Consider the following 16,332-nt stretch of genomic DNA (forward strand, 5'->3'; position numbering starts at 1 on the left):
CTCCGCTCCCCGGTGCGGCGTGCCAGAGGAGGCAGACGCGGTGACGTCCAGTCCGCTACCCCGGATCCTTCGCCGGCGCGGCGAGCCCGACTATCCGACGTTCCTTGAGCTCTTCTTCGACCTGGTCTACATCTTCATGCTCTCCAGGCTGTCGGCGGGGCTGGCCGAGGACCTCACCGTCCGGGGCGCCGCCCAGACCGCCGTCCTACTGATGGCCGCCTGGTGGGTCTGGGTACTGACCGCATGGCTCACCGACCTGTTCAACCCGCGGCTGCCGGTCATCCAGGCCACCGTCCTGGCGGTCATGTTCGGCACCCTGCTGATGGCGATCGCGGTGCCGCAGGCCTTCGCCGACTACGGCTGGCTACTCGTCGCGGCGTACTTCGGCATCCATCTCGTCCGGGACGCCGTCCTCATCCCCGGTACCCGGGTGAACCGCCCGATCCAGGCCAGGAGCATCCGGGTCTTCTTCTGGTTCGGCGTCACCGCGGTGCCGTGGGTGGCCGGGGCGCTCGTGCACGGAACGGCCCGGCTGCTGCTCTGGTCGGTCGCGGTGGCGGTCGACCTCGGGTCGGCCCGGATCGGCTGGCCGACGCCGAAACTTGGTCGCACCGAACTCGCCAGTCAGATCTTCACCGGTGCCCACCTGTCCGAGCGGCATCGAGAGATCTTCATCATCTCGCTCGGCGAGCTGATCCTGAGCGCCGGCATGGGGCTGGCCGACAGCGGCTTCCAGGCCGGCCGAGTGGCCGCGAGCGCCATCGCGTTCGCCAGCGCTGTCGTGCTCTTCCAGCTCTACTTCCACCGGGTGCGGCAGCTCCTGGCACCGCCCGCCGTCACGGTGGTGGAGCGGGTTCGGCCCGGCACCTCCACCTCGTACAGCCACCTGGTGATGGTCGCCGGGGTGCTGGTGGTCTCGACCAGCGTCTCGCTGGTCATCGACCGGCCGTTCAGTGCGGCGCCAACCGCCTGGATCGCCACCATCCTCGGCGGGCCGGCTCTGTTCCTGCTCGGGAGTTGCCTGTTCGACGCCGTGCTCACCGGACGGGTCCTCTGGTCCCGGGCGCTGGGGATCGTGGTGCTGTGCGCCATCGCGCCCGCGATGGCACTGCTTCCGCCGCTGGCCATCCTGGTCGTGGCGAATCTGATCCTGCTGCTCATCCTGGTCTGGGAGACGCTGCCCGCACACTCGCGGCTGGCCCGGGTCACCGTGCCGACCGGGTGAGGGTCACCCGAGCGCCGGTGGCATCGGCGCGCGGGCGTGGAGGTGCGTGCTCACCAGGTTCGCCGCGGCGATCAGGGCCAGGATGCTCATGGCGAGCAGCGCGACCACGACCGGCGGCAGCAGGTGGGCGGCCGGCGCCACGCCGGCCAGCAGGACCAGCCCGGCCAGCCGGGACCGGGAGACCCGACCGAAGACCGTGTAGTCGAGCACGCCGCGGCCGACCAGGAACAACGCCGGTCCGCCGAGGATGACCGCAGCCCACGAGGGCGGCGTCTCCCCGAAGGGACGCATCACGACGAGGTGGCTCGTGACCGCCATGCCGCCGATGCCCGCCACCATGATCAAATGAGTGACCGCGGCAGACTGCGTGAGCAGCGACGGGTTCGTCGATCGCGCGATGGCCTCGGTCAGCAGCTCGCCGGCCCGGTAGATGTAGATCCGCCAGGTCAGCACCACGATCGTGAAGACCACCACGAGCGCCCGGGCCCGGTCCATCGTGTAGTCGCTCACGCTGAAGGTCGTCCCGATCACGAAGATGGACGCGCCGAGCGCGATGATGACGAACTGCCGATACCGTTCGGCCACCCGCTCGCCGACCAGCCGCCACTCCTGCGGCTGCGATCGCCCCCGCCTCGGCACCGGCCAGCCGAGCGAGGCGGCAGCGTACTCCAGGCCGACAGTCGCCGCCCAGAGCATCAGGCGGGTGGGGCCGGCGGCCAGCCCGCCGCCGATCCAGCCGACTGCGGCGATGGTGTACCAGAACAAGATGCGGCCGCTGCGGAGCGGCTCGCTCGTACTCGGCCGGAGCAGCAGGTAGTAGATGCTCGACCCGAGGTGGATGGTCAGGTAGGTGACCGCGAAGAGCAGGCCGCGCCCGTCGTACGCGTCGGGTGCCGCGGCCGCCAGCAGCAGGCTGGCGGCCGCCACCCCGATGTAGTGCACCTGGACCGCGGGCCGCGCCAGGTCGAGGGTGTCGGCGGCCCACGTGGTCAGCGCCCAGACCAGGGTGAACGCGAGCAGCAGGACCAGCGTCTCCCCGACGCCGGTCCAGCTCACGTCGGCAGCGAGCGTCTTGACCAGGGAGATCATCGCAAAGACGAAAACCAGGTCGAAGAAGAGTTCCAAGAACGCCGGGCGGCCGGGATCCCGTTGGGCTGAGGCCGCCGCATCGGCGCCGCCTTCCCTCACCATCGACGTCCTCCGGGCCCGCCCCACCGTCCTCGCCTGATGACACACTACGGGCACCGGCCCGACCGCAGGCTCGCGATCGCCCTCATCCAGCGGGAGACCTACGTCGACCCGCTGCCGAGGGTGGTCCTGGTCGGACCGGCTGAGGTGCTGGGGAACGGAGTCACGCCCCGGGTCAACGAAGGTCCTGGTGATGCCGACGCTGCCGCACGGTGCAAACCGTGACCGCAGCGCCGGCTTCGCTCAGCTGACCCGATGGCTCACCAGATGATCACGGCGACCACCGCACTGACCACCAGTCCCGTGACCACGGGCAGGAACAGCTTGCGGGCGAGGTCGACCACCGACACCCCGCAGAAGGTGGCAACCGCGATCAGCGAGGACCAGATGACCAGCGTGCCGCCTCCGGTCCACGAAGCGCCGTTCTGCGCGATGGCGGCGAGCGTGGCGGTGTCGACTCCGGCGTGCGGGCTGAGGGCCTCCGACAGGGAGCCGGTGAGCGGCAGTCCTGCCCAACCTGATCCGTCGAGTCCGACCGTCATGCCAGCGAGCAGGACGGCGAAGATGATGACGAATGGGTTGTTCGGGATGTGCTGCTCGACGCTGCGGATCGCGTCGAACAGGAATCCCGGTGCCGTCGTGCCCTCTGCCAGCCCCATGATGCGGCCGGAGAAATCCGAGATACCGATGAAGACGAACCCGGCGATGGGGATGACGACCCCCATCGCCTTGAACGCGAAGGAGAGGCCCTCGACGATGTGCTCGGCGCAGCTCTCCAGGGAGCGGACCCGGTCGCTGGTCACGGCCACGGCGAGGAGCAGCAGCGCCGCCAGACCCCCGACCAGCGGGGCCCCGGCTCCGTCGTCGACCGACACCAGGTGGGTGAATCGGCCGAGCAGCATGTAGACGAGCAGCGCGCCGAAGGCGACGGGGACCAGGACGGCGAACAGCTTCGCCCGGCGGTCGTGTCGGCGCTGGTCGGAAGAGTCGTCGTCGAGCACGGCGTCGGTGACTGCCGGTCCCCCGTCGTCCAGTGCCTCCCGCGGTGGCTGCTTCGTGGCCAGGCCGTGGCGGAGTTGTTCGGACGTGCCGCCCGAACCGCCGCCTGCGGCCACCCCTGCAGGGATGAGTTCGGCGGGCTGCGCCACGCTCGCCGACATCTCGGGGCCGGGATCGGCCGCCGCCAGGCTCGGCCGGCGGCGACGCACCGTCATCAGATAGCTCATCGACAGCGCGACAATCCCGACGATCCACGACAGGACCAGGGCCCGGTCGGCGATCAGGTCGGCGGACACCTTGGCTCCGCTGGCGGAGAGGGCGGGCGCGACACCGATGACGTAGTCGGAGGCCAGAGCCATGCCCTGTCCGGCGATGGCGATCGCGATCGCGCCGGCCATCGGGGACAGCCCTGCTCGGATCGCGGCCGGGAGCAGGATCGCCGCGATCAACGCGAGGGTCGGCGTGGGCCAGAAGAACAGCGCGAAGACGTACGTGACGACGAACAGGACGAGGTACGCGATCGGCCCGTTCACCATCAGCCGGCGAAACGGCGCCACCATCCGGTGTTCGGCCCCGATGGCTCGCAACGCGGCGAGCATGGCGGTGACGAGCGCGATGATGAGGAAGATGTTGAACAGCTCCGAGGCGGCCACCAGGCTGGCCCGGAACACCGACGCCACTCCTCCGGGCACGCTGCCGGTGAAGGTCACGGCGGTGAGGAAGGTCGCGACGATGGCCGGCACGACGACGTTCTTCCGAGCGACCATGACGATGATCAGTGAGGCCAGACCGGCCAGATACACCCAGTGCGCTGGCGTCATTTCCATGGTTGTCTCCTAGCTCGCTTGCTCGGAGTGGCTGAGGGGTGTGGCCGCGACGGTGGTCGCGGCGGCGCGAGCGCGTACGGCTCCGGCCAGTGGCAGCAGATGCTCCTGCGCCATCGTGCGCCCGTACTCGCGTAGCGGGCCGGTGCCCACGCTGTTGATCGGGATCGAGACGACGCGGTCCCGGAACAGGACGACGTCGACGTCGGGCAGCAGGGCGGACAGTCCGAACGCCAACGGGAGTCCGTTCTCGAAGATCTCCGCGGCGTGGCTGCTGCCCACCAGGACATTGAGTCCGCGGGCGGCCGCACTCGCCACCACGGCCGAGTCCGGGGCAGCCGCGCTGATGCTGAAGATGACCGTGGAGATGGCCCGGTGTTCGGCGAGCAACTGGGCGAGTTGTTTCTCGCCGAACCCGGTGTGCGGGAAGGCGTGCAGGACGACCTCACCGAGCGGATCGTCGAGAGCGCCCGCGAGCACCCGCATCCCCGGGGCCGTGGCGCTGTCCACCAGATCGGCGCACTGCCGGGCGGCCCGTTCGCCGTCCAAGATGCGCATGTCCAGGGCCCGCTCCAGGCCGGTGTTGAGCCGGGAGAGCACGTCACCGACCGTGGTGACGCCCGGCAGCGGCCGGCCGACCATGACGACCAGCCCATGCACGCCGTCATATGCGGGGTTGACGTAGAAGGGACGGTGGCCGTGCAGGTGGGCCATGCCGGGGTGCAGCCCGTGGAAGGCCTCGTGGCATTCCAGCACCGCGACCCCGTAGAGCGACAGGTAGTCGGCGAGCGCCACCCCGCCGGAGCTCGCCGCGTCCGCGATCGGGTGGTGCGCCACGATCGCGTCCACGCCGCTGGCGTAGGCGAGTTCGATGTGATGTTCGGTGATGGTCATGGCGACCGCGAGCCGCCGCACGGGTCTGTCGGAGTCCCCCCAGACCAGGCCGGGTCGCTCGGTGACCGCCTTGCCGGGTATTCCCGAGTCCTTGCTGATCACCCACGGGTTACGGCCCCCGTCGGCGCTGGTGATCCGGCCGCCGGTCAACCCGTCGAGGGCCACGACCACATCGGCCACGGTCGGACCGGCCTGCGATACGTTCGTCACGCGTTTCGTCCGCCTTCCGTTGACGCCAGTGCGACACGCACTGGACCTGGTGCGGCGGAAGCAAAAAAGCTGCCACCGCTCGGATTCGGCGGTGTGCGCGACTACGCGCAGACCGCCAACCGCCATCGGCGACAGCTGTCGGGCTCTTCCGGGACGGAAGCTCCCTCGACCGTTCGTCGGCTCTGCAACACGACGTCCTCGTCGGCCCGTACCTGCGGGAACAGCGCCTCAGAGGTGTGTGATATATATCGGCGCTCGCCGCCGGCTGTCAAGGTCTCGACCGGCCCCGGCGACGCTCACTAGAGTCGCGCCATGGATCGCTCGGGCAGCACACCGCATCGGACCCCTGGAGAGCTCAAGCAGGAGATCCTGCGCGTCTACAACGCCGTGAACCAGGGCATCGCGGGCGTCGGTGTGAGCCGCCAGCGGGTGGACCTCCTGGATGACCGGATTCTCATCCTCGCCCAGCACCAGCGCGTCAGGGCGCTCGCGACGCTGGACCCCACGCACCGCGACATCACCCGCGAGGTGGACGTGGCGCTGCTGGACGAGGGCAAGCGGCGGCTGGCCCAGGAGTTCCGGGACAAGATCGGGCTTGCGGTACGCGTCGTCCTCAAGGACTACGACCCGGCCACCGAGATCGCCGCGACGGTGGTGGTCCTCGACGCTCCGCTGGCCCTCGACGAGTCCCGGCGCCACCAGTAGGTCCGCGCCGGGCGTCGCCGCTGAGGTGCCGTCGGCGGCGGCACAACAGCGACGGCGTGACTGGCCGGCTACTCGCCCAACCCGAGTTCCGCGGCGTGCTTCGCGAACGCCTCCAGCGCGGCGGCGCCGACCGCCTTGTCCTGCTCGCCGTTGCCGCCGCTGACCCCGACGGCGCCGACGATCTGGCCGTCGTACTCGATGGGGAATCCACCGACGAAGATGGCGAACTTCCCGGGGTGCATGTGGCTGATCCCAAACGCCTCGTTGCCGGGCAGCGCCGGGCCGTTCGGCGGCTCAGTGAACTTGTGGGTCGCCCGCTCATGACCGGCCGCGGTGAACGCCTTGGCCATCGCGATCTCGACCCCGGTGAGCCGTGCACCGGGCATCCGGTGCAGCGCGAGCACGTGGCCGCCGTCGTCGCAGACGCAGATCGTCTGCTTGACTCCGATCTCCTCCGCCTTCGCGCGAGCTGCGGCGAGCATGGGGAGCGCGTCGTCGAGCGTGATTCGGTAGACCCTGTGCACGTTGCCTCCTCTGCCCCACTACCGGGCGGTCCGTGCGACCAGCCTGCCCGGGCGTGCAGACCGCAAACAATGGCTAGACTGCCGCGACGCGGCGGGGGAAGCTTGTGCAACCTGTCCAAGGAGTTGTCATGACAATCCCATCTCCGACGGCTTCCGACGACCTGCCCGCTGCCCCAGATCCGCGGCACCTGACGGTGGGCCGGCTGCTGCAGGAACTGCTGCTGCACCCGGCGCGTACGGCGGCGTCCGCCGACATGCTCGACACCGCGGTCACCTGGTGTCTACCGTGGGATGAGGCCCAGGCCAACGCCGATGCCCTGTCTGGAATTGTGGTCCATGCCCGGGCCGACCAGGTCCGACCGGAGTTGCTGCCCGGTCTCGGCCGGCGCGACGCCGCCGCCGTGGTGATCGCCGGCCCGGCCGATGATCTTCCTGACCTCAGCTGCGGCCTGCCGGTGATCCACGTCGGCGCGCATGTGGCGTTCAGCCACCTCAGTCAGCTGGTGGCGGAGCTCGTCCTGGCCCGGGACACGCACGTCCTGCGCTACGGCCTGCGGGTGCACCGCTCGCTGGTGGAGCTGCTGTACCGCGGGGCCGGGTTGGCCGCGCTCGGGCAGCAGATGGCCCGGTTGTCCGGCTGCGCGGCGGCGATCCTCGACCCGCAGTACCGGATCCTGGCGTTCGAACGCAGCCGCGACCGCGTGTTCGAGGCGGCGGCGGTCGCGGACGCGCTACGCGAGCAGGCGTCCGGCCAGGCACCCGACGGTGTTGCGGCGGGACCCGTGGCTTCCGCACATGCGCACGCCGGGCCCCAGGTCCGCCGGCTGATCATCGACGGGATCAGCGCGACGTGCGTGCTCAACCCGATCCTGCTCGGGGGCCGCCACGACGGCTGGGTGGTCATCGTGGAGTCGGCCGACCCGCCGCGCCCGCACGACCTCGCGCAGCACCGGGTCGTTGTCGAGCAGGCCGCCACCATCGTCGGTACCGAGATGCTGCGCCTGCGCAGCGTCGACCAGGCCGAGGAGCGGGCGCGGGGGGACTTCGTCCACGCGCTGCTGCACGGCCGCTTCTCCAATCAGCACGAACTGGAAGCCCGGGCGGCCCACTACGACTTCCCGGTCGGGGCGACCTACGGGGTGGTCGTCGCGAACGGGCTCGGCTCGCTCGGCAGCCCCGACTCCCCGACGGCCCTGTTCCAGCTGGCCCGGCACGCCGCCCGCCTCGACGCTCGGCCGAATACGCACACCCTCGCCACGGTCGTCGGCGACGTACTCGCCGTGGTCCGGCAGGTCGACCCGGCGGGCCGCCGCGACTCGCCGGACGCGCAGGACCGGGCGCTGGCCGACTTCGCGCGCGCCCTGCAGGCGGATCTGGAACGCAGAACCCAACGCCGGGTGGCCGTGGCGTACGGGCGCAGCGCCGGCGGCGCCGGCCGCATCATCGACAGCTACCGGGAGGCGCGCATTGCGCTCGGGGTCCGCAACCGCCTCGCCATGGACCAGGTGTGCGGCTTCCAGGACCTGCGGGTGTTCGCCGCCCTGATGGAGCTCGCGGAAAGCCAGCAGGGGCGCACCTTCGCCCAGGACATGCTGGCCCCGCTCCGCAGCTCCCGCGCCGGGGGGAACGACCTGGAGCAGGCGGTCATCGCCTACGTCGCGTCCGGCGGGAACCTCAACGCCGCCGCCCGGGAGCTACACATCCACCGCAACACCATGCTGTACAAGCTCGACCGCGCCTCGCGGCTGCTGCAACTGGACCTGCGGGAGGCCGAACACCAGTTCGCGGTGTGGTTGGCGCACAAGCTCACCCTGCTCGCCGAGACGGTGACGGCCGTCGACCGGGATCTCAACCCGACGTAGTGGCCGGTGACGGGGTGTCGGTGTGCAGCGGGGACGGGTCGGGGCCGACGAAGCTGACCACCAGCCCGGCGGCGGCGACCACCGCGCATCCGGCGAACAGCAGCAGCAGCGCGCCGCTCGGGTAGACGACGGCCACCCAGGCCGCGCCCAGCGCCGACCCGCCGAAGCGCATCATGTTGAACAGTCCGAGGGCCGCGCCCGACCTGCCCGCCGGTGAGCGGGTCGCCCCGGCGGCAGACGGTGTCTGGACCAGCGCCACGCCCGCCCCCACCACGAGAAGCAGCGCGACGAGCGGCGCGGTGCTGCGGCCGCCGGTGCCCACGTACGCCCCCAGCAGCAGCTCGGCCGCGCCGAGCGTGACCAGGCCGGTGCGCAGGATCCAGCGCGGCCGTCCCCGCTCGCTGAGCAGGCCGACGACCGGGGCCAGCGCCGCCATGGCGGCGGGCAGGGCCAGCACCAGCAGGCCGGTGAGGGCGGTGGTGCGCCCGAGGGTCCCCGTGACGTACAGCGGAACCGCGACGAGCGTGGCGGCGAGGCAGAACATCTGGGCGGCCGCGGCCACGGAACTGCGCAGGAACCGTGACTCGACGATGAGGCGCGGCCGGATGATGGGTGCCGCCGTGTTGGCGGAGGTGATGGCGAAGACCGCCAGCAGTCCCACGCCCGCCGCGGCGAGGGTGATGGTGAGCCAGATCGGCACCACGTGCTGCGGGACGGCGGTGGCGGCGGTCATCAGGAATGCGGCGCCGAGCGTCAGCGATGCCGCGCCGGGCCAGTGCAGCGCGGTGGCGTGCCCGCGGTCGTCGGGCACGACCAGAACGGTGGCGACCAGCAGGATCACGGCGACTGGAGCGAGGCACCAGAAGATCGCCCGCCAGCCGGCCAGGTCGGCCAGCAGACCGCCCAGCGGGGGGCCGATCGCCTGCCCGATGCCGTTGGCGGCCGCCCAGGCGCTCATCGTGCGGGCCCGCTGGCTCGGCCCGTAAATGCTGGCGAGCATGCCCATGACCGCCGGTGGATAGGCGGCACATGCCATGCCCTGCAGGGCGCGCATCGCGACGAGGGCGGGTAGCGATGGGGCCAGTGCTGCCCCCACCATGGCCACCGCCATCAGCGCCAGGGAGCCGATGACCGTGCGGCGTCGCCCGAAGCGGTCGCCCACCCAGCCGCTCAACGCCATGCCGGCGGCGAGGACGAGCACGAAACTGCTCACCACGAGCACACCGGAGGACAGCGAGACGCCGAGATCGGCGGTGATGTCGCGCAGCGGGACGTTCAGCACGTTGTTGATGACGGTGCCGAGCAGCGTTGCGCCGAGCAGGGTGAGCAGTACCGGGAGTCCGGCCGGCTGTCGCTGCGGCACGGCCGGCCGGTCCGGCGTGGTGAACGACTGCGGGGCCGCGACCCGCGACCGGGTGTCCCGCACGTTCGGTCCTTCCCCTCGTGTGCGCAGGTCACATACCGTTCGAGATTGCGCCGTGACCGAGGGGCGATGCTACGGCACGTTGCACAATCTTTGACCGCCAGGCTGTGCAGATGGGTGATAGACGTTGACCTTGCCACGCGCGGAGTCTGACCTGCAATCAACTCCCTGCAAGAGGCAGTGAGGTAGCAGATGCACCTGACAGCGGCCCACTGGGTCTACTTAGCCGGCGTCGTCGTCATCATCGCGACGATGGTCGCCCGAAAGAACATCGTAGTCCCCGCCGTGGTCGCGACCCTCGCGACCGCGCTCGTGTTCTCGCACAGCATCGTCCGCGGGCTCTCCGCGGTGTTCAACGCCAGCCTCGTGGCGGCGACGGCACTGTTCAACATCTTCCTGATCATCGCGCTCGTGACGGCGATGCTGCACTCGTTGCAGGCGATCGGCGCCGACCGGAAGATGGTCGCCCCGTTCCGGGGCGTGATGCGCAACGGCCACCTGGCGTTCTGGACGCTGGTGGTCGTCACGTACTTCATCTCGCTGTTCTTCTGGCCGACCCCGGCGGTGCCGCTGATCGGCGCGGTGCTCATCCCGGTGGCCATCCGCGCGGGTCTGCGGCCGATGGCCGTCGGCCTGGTCGTGGCGATCGCCGGTCAGGGCATGGCGCTCTCCTCCGACTACGTCATCCGGGTGGCCCCGGGGCTGTCGGCGAAGGCGGCGGGGGCGGACGCGAATGTCGTCGCGGACCGCGCGATGGTGCTGTCCCTCGTCGTCGGTGGGGTCGCCCTCGCGGTCGCCTACCTGATGGAGTTCCGCAAGATGCGCCGACCTGACCCGGCTCTGCTCGCCGAGTGGGAGTCGACGACAGACGGCGGCGGCGACCGCGCGAGGGACCTAGCCGTCACCGAACGCGAGCGGGAGCTGGTCGGCGCGGGCGACCGGCCGGCGGGTGGCGGCGACATCCCGTCCCTGCGGGGCGGGCCACCGACGACCGGACACGGTGTCGCGCTGCGGGAGGAGTACGACGACGGGCTGCCCGAGGGCCCCGAGGAGCCGGCCACCGGCTACCGCGGTAACCCGCTGGTGCCGACCTTCTTCGCCATCTTCGTCCCGGTGGCCTACTTGGCGCTGATCGTGTACATGGTGGTCGCGAAGTTCTCCGACAGCGTGCCTGACCTGCGCGGCGGCGATGCCGCCGCCCTGGTCGGCGGAATCGCCGCGCTCATCGTGTTCCTGGCGGCGCTCGCCGGTGACGCAAAGGGCTTCCTGGAGAGTTCCGCCGAGCACGTCGTCAACGGACTGGTGTTCGCGTTCAAGGCGATGGGGGTCGTCCTGCCGATCGCGGGATTCTTCTTCATCGGCAACGGCGACTTCTCCGGCCAGATCCTCGGCACCGCCGACCCGACGAAGGGCCCGGCCCTGCTGTACGACCTGGTCACGGCAGCCGAGGACCACATCCCCCACAGCGGCTTCGTCGCGGCCTTCGCCATCCTGATCATCGGCATGATCGCCGGTCTGGAAGGGTCGGGTTTCTCCGGCCTGCCGCTGACCGGAGCGCTGGCGGGCAGCCTCGGTCCGGCTGCCGGGATCAGCGCCGGAACGCTCGCCGCCGTCGGGCAGATGGGCAACATCTGGTCCGGTGGCGGCACGCTCGTTGCCTGGTCCTCCCTCATCGCCGTCGCCGGTTTCGCCCGGGTGCCGGTGCTCGCCCTCGCCCGTAGGTGTTTCATCCCGGTGGTCGCCGGGCTCGTGGCGGGGACTGTCTTCGCGGTGGTCTTCTTCCCATAACCCTGGGCAACACCAACGGCGGAGGCGGCGGGCACGGATGCCCGCCGCCTCCGCCCGTGTCGCACCCCCTAAACCCGGCGCGAAGACCCACCGTCAGTTGCTTGGCGGACGATCGAACGGCAGCCGGGCGGCCGGCCAGCGGCTACCTGTGTCGGCGTACGAGTTAACGCGCACAGCCAGGTACAGCTGAACATGCACAGCGTCGTGTAGACGGGCGCTGAGGTGGGAGGGCAGTTCCGGCTCCAACCGCTGCCGATCGGACCAGCGGCTTCAGCGCGATCCACGGGGTGTGCCGGTGTCCGTCGTGACGTTCCGTGACCAGCAATGCGTCATTGGCAGGGCGGCGCATCCGCTTCTAGCCGATGAGCGGATGTTCGGTCGCCGGCCGTAGGGCGCCGTCTGCGGGAGCAACTACATGGGTCAGTCGCGTGTTAGGCGTCCAGCGTGGTCAATTTCGTTGCTTGAGACGTAACTGTGCCGACTGCTGCCCAGGCGCCACCTGATGCCGTCCGAGCCCCGCAGTTGGCCGCTGGACAACGCCAGATAGATGCTCTGCCGGACGAAATGTTCCATGGCTGGCTCGACAGCGAACCGAACTCTCAAGTGCACCTCGCCATCGACCCGATCCGCGTGGCTGCGATGCGGTGCCAGAGGGCATGGCGACTCATGATCCCAGTGTCCGCACAACGCCGGCGTGATCGCTGCTCCCGGGGCCCGCAGGTCGGCACCCGGCTTCATGACGAGGACCGCCTCCTGAGCGAACGCCCGACGCATGGAACCGGTATTCGTCGCGCGTCCGGCAGGACGTGGCGATCGTGCCGCGCGCGGCTCCACGGGATCACATCTCGTGCCCTGACGGTGAACGTTGTTGAACACGCCGTGCAGGACCCACCCGGATAGGCGGCCCTAGCGTCACTCGATAGCGATGAAGTTTGTTGGTCGACGGCCCCGACACAGGCAAAGATGGAGCCATGGAAAGCGATCTTTTGCTTGCTCGACGTGCCGCCCTTGCCGGCGCCGCCGTCGGCCTCCGATATTTCGCGACCCTCACCCAGCTTCCTCAGCAGCTGAAGTCGGACGGCAGTGTGGTGACGGAGGCCGACCATGCGGTCGAAGCCGCCATCCGAGGGATCCTGGCAGACGCGCGGCCCGACGACGCCGTCCTAGGCGAGGAGGCCGGGCATACCGGTCGGGGCAGCCGCCGCTGGATTGTCGACCCGATCGACGGCACCGCGCTCTTCGTCGCCGGTGACAACCGGTGGCTGGTGCTCGTCGCGTTGGAAGAGGCTGGCGAGGTCGTGGTCGGGGTGGCTGCCGTCCCCGCGCAGGGAAGGATCTGGTGGGCGCAGCGAGGCGGCGGCGCGTTCGCATCGGATTTCTCCGGTTCGATCACGACCGACGAGCGGCGGATCTTCGTCGACCGTGACAGGTTGAACATCCTGCCCGGGAGCCGCCTCGGCGTGATCCCCACCGACGATGAACTCTCCGGGGGCGAACGCGAGATGATCGCGCCGCTGAGCGCCGTGACGTCAACCACGCCGTGGAGCACTCATGCCGCGCTACTCGTTGCGTGCGGGCAGTTGGACCTCGCCGTCCAGGCCCGGGGACAGGTGTGGGACTACGCGGCAACATCGCTCATCGTCGAGGAGGCCGGTGGACGCTTCAGCGGGCTCGACGGACAGGCACGACCCACGCCCGGGCCGGCGCTGTTCGCGCGCAGCGCCGCCCTGCACACCGCCGCGCTCCAGGTCCTCAACACCGGCGCCAACCGGTTGGCGACGACCAACTGATCATCCACGACGGTTATGGCGTCGCGACGCGCTCACCTGGCACCCCTCTGTGTCATCCATGAAGGAGCGGGGCCGGTCAAGGCTGGGGTTTTGAGTGGCTGACGTTCTTTTGCCCGTCTTGCGGCATGGCTTTTGGGCGGGCGTGTGTGCGGCGTCGGGGTCAAGGCTGGGCCGGAGGCCCACCCGTAGGGCTTGGCCTTGACGCCGGCGCCGTGGACGCCATCGTGGTGATGCCGGAAGCGGCGTTGTGGGGTGTGGTCGCGTCGCCAGGTCCCGACCTATGTCGGAGAGCAGGCCAAGGTTCGGCTGCCAGTCATCCATTCGCCCTGCTGGTTCGGGGCATGGTGATGTGCGACCGTGACCGGACGGGGTCAATCAAGCGGGCGGCCTCGCCGTCGGCCGACGGGGGTCAGACACAGAACGACCTCGCGTCCGGTCACGTCCGAACCTGCTCACGCCGCCGCCCGGGCCGGTGCGAGGGCACGGATGTGTCCGTCGCGCAGGCCGTAGTAGACGAGGGTGAGCAGCTTGCGGGCCACCGCGACGGTGGCGATGTTGCGTCCGCGGCGCTCCCCGATGCGGGCGCGGGTGGAAGTCAACCAGCCGGCACTGTTCGGGACGCCGTGGGCGGCCTCGACCGCGGCCCACCGCACCAGCGTCGAACCTTGCTTGGTGATCCGCCCCCGATGCACGACGAGGTCAGACTCGCGGTGCCGAGGGGTCAGCCCGGCCCACGAGGTCAGCTGCGCCGGGCCGGCGAACCGGTCAACCTCGCCGATCTCGGCGACGAACACCGCCCCCAGCACCGGACCGACACCGGGGATGGCCTGGATCGCCGTGTAGCCACGGTGCCCGGCGAGTCTGGCTCGGATCGGACCACCGACCGCGTCGATCTCGAAATCGACCGCGTCGATCAGCCGGCACAACGAGTTCACCCGACCCCGATACGCCCCGTCCAACGGCGCCCGGGACAGCAGTTCCCGCCCACCGACGCCGAACAGATCCGATACCGCGATGTGCACGCCCTGCTTGGCCAACACCGCGTGCACCGACGCCTTCAACCCGGAACGCCACGCGACCAGCTTGGCCCGATACCGCACCAGCTCCCGCAACTCGCGCACCGCCGGCGGGGCCACGTACGCCTCCGGCAGCCTGCCCATGCGCAGCAGATCCGCCAGATCGGCGGCGTCGCGGGCGTCATTCTTCACCCGCCGGTAAGCGAACCCCTTCACCCCCAACGGATGCGCCAGATGCACCCGGGCGCCCGCCGCGGTCAGCAGGTCCACCGCCCAGTACCAGCCATAGGTGGCCTCCAGGACCACCTCGGGATCCGGGCCGGCCTTGGCGATCTCCAACCCCAGCGCGACCGGGTCGTTGTCGATCCGCACCGTCTCGAGCTTCTCGCCCGCCTCGCTCATCCGCACGATTACCGACCGGCGGCGATGCAGATCAATACCCACGATCTGCCGGCCGTCGTACTCTGCCTGCATGAGGGGCCTCCTTCGTCGTGAGACGTGAGCACCCCGAGCATCCCGCCCGGGACCCACGAGGAGCGAGGCCCCGCTCCTTCATGCCATCAAGAGGCCGCGGCGAGGGTTGTTCTAGGCTGGGGTGTGGCGGGTCCGGGAAGTGACTTTTCCGAAGTGTCGATCTCGGGGTTTGGGTCGGCCGCGCTGGATTGCGGAGTCGCCCTCGTGTGTTCTCCCGGGCCCGTCTTGACCAGCTTCGCGTCGGCCATCATCTGCCGGTAGACGATGTCGGACAGACGCCGTTTCAGTGCCCGTAGGGCCTCCATCGGGGTCTTGCCCGCGGCCAGTCTGCGTCGGTAGTAGCGGCGCCCTTCGGTGTCACGGCGCAGTTGGACGATGGGCATGATGTGAAGGGCCCGGTTGATGCGCCGGTTCCCGGCTCTTGAGAGCCGGTGCCGGTTGTGCTCGCCGGACGAGGCGTCGATCGGTGCGGTGCCGTTCCACGAGGCGAAGTGGGCGCGGCTGGTGAACCGGGCGATGTCTGCGATGTCGCCGAGCAGGCGGGCCGCGCCGGACGGTCCGATGCCGGTCAAATTCATCAGCCGGCTGCCGGTGCTGTTGACCAGGTCGGTGAGTTCCTGTTTCGCGATCTTGATCTTCTTGTCGATGACGACGAGTTCGCCGATCAGCTCGGAGGCCAGCCGGCGGCGGGTCTTGCCGACCACGTCACGCGGGCGCACGGCGCCCAGCAGGGCACGGGCCTGCTGGGCGGACAGGTCCTTCTTCGCGCCGCCGGGCACCAGTTCGAGCAGCAGGTGATGCAGCCGGGAGACCACTTCGGTGCGGGCCCGGCCGAGCTGGTCACGGCGGTCGACGAGCAGCCGTAACGCGACCGTGGTGTCATCGGTGACGACCTGCCGCAGGCCTTCGGTGCGCAGGGCGACCACAGCGACGCTGCGGGCATCGACCGGGTCGGTCTTGCGGCCCTGGCCGGTGGCGAACACGCGGGCCCGGGCGGACAGCTTCGCGGGAACGTCCACGACGGTTTCGCCGTCGGAGACCAGGCGTTGAGCGACATGCCGCCCGATGCCGTTGCAGCCCTCGACCGCCCAAAGGCGGTCTTTGTGCTTGCGTCCGGCGGCGAGCATGGCCTGGTAGCCGTCGCGGTCGGTGCCGAACCGGCCCTGTCCGAGCGCCTTCTCCCGCGCGTTGATGATTTCGATGGTGGCGGAACGCTTGTGCGGGTCCACGCCGATGATGACCTGGGCCATCGTGCCCTCCCTCGATCCGACGGTGTTCATCGACGGGAGGGCAGCGCTACCTTGAGCCGGGCAGTCCCCTGACTTGTCTACTGGAGTTAGATGCGCGGGTCTGCAGCCCGTAGCGTCAGGGCGCCGGTCGGCACTGGCTCGCATACCCCTTGCCGCTCTC

Annotated in this window: 12 protein-coding genes; 5 read left to right on the forward strand and 7 right to left on the reverse strand. The window is 70.2% G+C overall.

Translation table 11 applies throughout. The features are described 5' to 3' along the window. The first annotated feature begins 40 nt into the window (after nucleotides 1–40). Nucleotides 41–1,225 (forward strand): low temperature requirement protein A, encoded by a 1,185-nt coding sequence (locus ACFYOS_RS19375; RefSeq protein ID WP_387143112.1) that lies wholly within the window; start codon nucleotides 41–43, stop codon nucleotides 1,223–1,225. A gap of 3 nt (nucleotides 1,226–1,228) precedes the next feature. On the opposite strand, the gene ACFYOS_RS19380 is transcribed toward ACFYOS_RS19375, so the two are convergent. From ACFYOS_RS19380 to ACFYOS_RS19390, 3 genes are all read right to left on the reverse strand, one after another. Then, nucleotides 1,229–2,416, reverse strand: a complete 1,188-nt coding sequence (locus ACFYOS_RS19380; RefSeq protein WP_387143116.1) for a low temperature requirement protein A — start codon at nucleotides 2,414–2,416, stop codon at nucleotides 1,229–1,231. Nucleotides 2,417–2,673: 257 nt separating this feature from the next. Then, nucleotides 2,674–4,239: a hypothetical protein gene (locus tag ACFYOS_RS19385; protein WP_387143119.1), complete on the reverse strand. Its 1,566-nt coding sequence runs from the start codon at nucleotides 4,237–4,239 to the stop codon at nucleotides 2,674–2,676. Nucleotides 4,240–4,248: 9 nt separating this feature from the next. Beyond that, the gene (locus ACFYOS_RS19390; protein WP_387143122.1) at nucleotides 4,249–5,340 is read right to left on the reverse strand and encodes a Nif3-like dinuclear metal center hexameric protein; all 1,092 of its coding nucleotides are present in this window, start codon (nucleotides 5,338–5,340) and stop codon (nucleotides 4,249–4,251) included. A gap of 312 nt (nucleotides 5,341–5,652) precedes the next feature. Here ACFYOS_RS19390 and ACFYOS_RS19395 point away from each other — a divergent pair, with 312 nt between their 5' ends. Continuing rightward, complete coding sequence (locus ACFYOS_RS19395; RefSeq protein WP_387143125.1) at nucleotides 5,653–6,045, forward strand: hypothetical protein; 393 nt, start codon at nucleotides 5,653–5,655, stop codon at nucleotides 6,043–6,045. 68 nt (nucleotides 6,046–6,113) lie between these two features. On the opposite strand, the gene ACFYOS_RS19400 is transcribed toward ACFYOS_RS19395, so the two are convergent. Next, the gene (locus ACFYOS_RS19400) at nucleotides 6,114–6,569 is read right to left on the reverse strand and encodes a heme-binding protein (RefSeq protein WP_387143128.1); all 456 of its coding nucleotides are present in this window, start codon (nucleotides 6,567–6,569) and stop codon (nucleotides 6,114–6,116) included. Nucleotides 6,570–6,697: 128 nt separating this feature from the next. Between ACFYOS_RS19400 and ACFYOS_RS19405 the strand changes: the two genes are divergently transcribed. After that, nucleotides 6,698–8,431 (forward strand): PucR family transcriptional regulator, encoded by a 1,734-nt coding sequence (locus ACFYOS_RS19405; protein ID WP_387143130.1) that lies wholly within the window; start codon nucleotides 6,698–6,700, stop codon nucleotides 8,429–8,431. On the opposite strand, the gene ACFYOS_RS19410 is transcribed toward ACFYOS_RS19405, so the two are convergent. Next, complete coding sequence (locus tag ACFYOS_RS19410) at nucleotides 8,418–9,857, reverse strand: MFS transporter (protein WP_387143133.1); 1,440 nt, start codon at nucleotides 9,855–9,857, stop codon at nucleotides 8,418–8,420. The two genes, ACFYOS_RS19405 and ACFYOS_RS19410, sit on opposite strands and share 14 nt — an antisense overlap. 189 nt (nucleotides 9,858–10,046) lie before the next feature. Between ACFYOS_RS19410 and ACFYOS_RS19415 the strand changes: the two genes are divergently transcribed. Both ACFYOS_RS19415 and ACFYOS_RS19420 read left to right on the forward strand, forming a co-directional pair. Next, the gene (locus ACFYOS_RS19415) at nucleotides 10,047–11,642 is read left to right on the forward strand and encodes a hypothetical protein (RefSeq protein WP_387143136.1); all 1,596 of its coding nucleotides are present in this window, start codon (nucleotides 10,047–10,049) and stop codon (nucleotides 11,640–11,642) included. A 971-nt stretch (nucleotides 11,643–12,613) separates the two neighbouring features. Further along, nucleotides 12,614–13,432 carry an inositol monophosphatase family protein gene (locus ACFYOS_RS19420; RefSeq protein ID WP_387143139.1) on the forward strand — a complete coding sequence of 273 codons (819 nt, stop codon included), beginning with the start codon at nucleotides 12,614–12,616 and terminating at the stop codon, nucleotides 13,430–13,432. A 452-nt stretch (nucleotides 13,433–13,884) separates the two neighbouring features. On the opposite strand, the gene ACFYOS_RS19425 is transcribed toward ACFYOS_RS19420, so the two are convergent. Then, entirely contained in the window at nucleotides 13,885–14,922 is a 1,038-nt protein-coding gene (locus ACFYOS_RS19425; RefSeq protein ID WP_387143142.1) for an IS110 family transposase, read from the reverse strand. An 86-nt stretch (nucleotides 14,923–15,008) separates the two neighbouring features. Further along, a complete protein-coding gene (locus tag ACFYOS_RS19430) occupies nucleotides 15,009–16,172 on the reverse strand; it encodes an IS110 family transposase (protein ID WP_387143145.1) in 1,164 nt (387 codons plus the stop codon). Nucleotides 16,173–16,332: the final 160 nt, after the last annotated feature.

This window comes from Micromonospora sp. NPDC005806 (assembly GCF_042871425.1).
In the GTDB taxonomy this organism is placed as follows: Bacteria; Actinomycetota; Actinomycetes; order Mycobacteriales; family Micromonosporaceae; genus Micromonospora.

Bases quoted from the DNA above. Each gene is read 5' to 3' on its own strand.
- ACFYOS_RS19380 (WP_387143116.1), bottom strand. From the start codon at position 2,416: ATGGTGAGGGAAGGCGGCGCCGATGCGGCGGCCTCAGCCCAACGGGAT.
- ACFYOS_RS19385 (WP_387143119.1), bottom strand. From the start codon at position 4,239: ATGGAAATGACGCCAGCGCACTGGGTGTATCTGGCCGGTCTGGCCTCA.
- ACFYOS_RS19395 (WP_387143125.1), top strand. From the start codon at position 5,653: ATGGATCGCTCGGGCAGCACACCGCATCGGACCCCTGGAGAGCTCAAG.
- ACFYOS_RS19405 (WP_387143130.1), top strand. From the start codon at position 6,698: ATGACAATCCCATCTCCGACGGCTTCCGACGACCTGCCCGCTGCCCCA.
- ACFYOS_RS19415 (WP_387143136.1), top strand. From the start codon at position 10,047: ATGCACCTGACAGCGGCCCACTGGGTCTACTTAGCCGGCGTCGTCGTC.
- ACFYOS_RS19420 (WP_387143139.1), top strand. From the start codon at position 12,614: ATGGAAAGCGATCTTTTGCTTGCTCGACGTGCCGCCCTTGCCGGCGCC.
- ACFYOS_RS19425 (WP_387143142.1), bottom strand. From the start codon at position 14,922: ATGCAGGCAGAGTACGACGGCCGGCAGATCGTGGGTATTGATCTGCAT.
- ACFYOS_RS19430 (WP_387143145.1), bottom strand. From the start codon at position 16,172: ATGGCCCAGGTCATCATCGGCGTGGACCCGCACAAGCGTTCCGCCACC.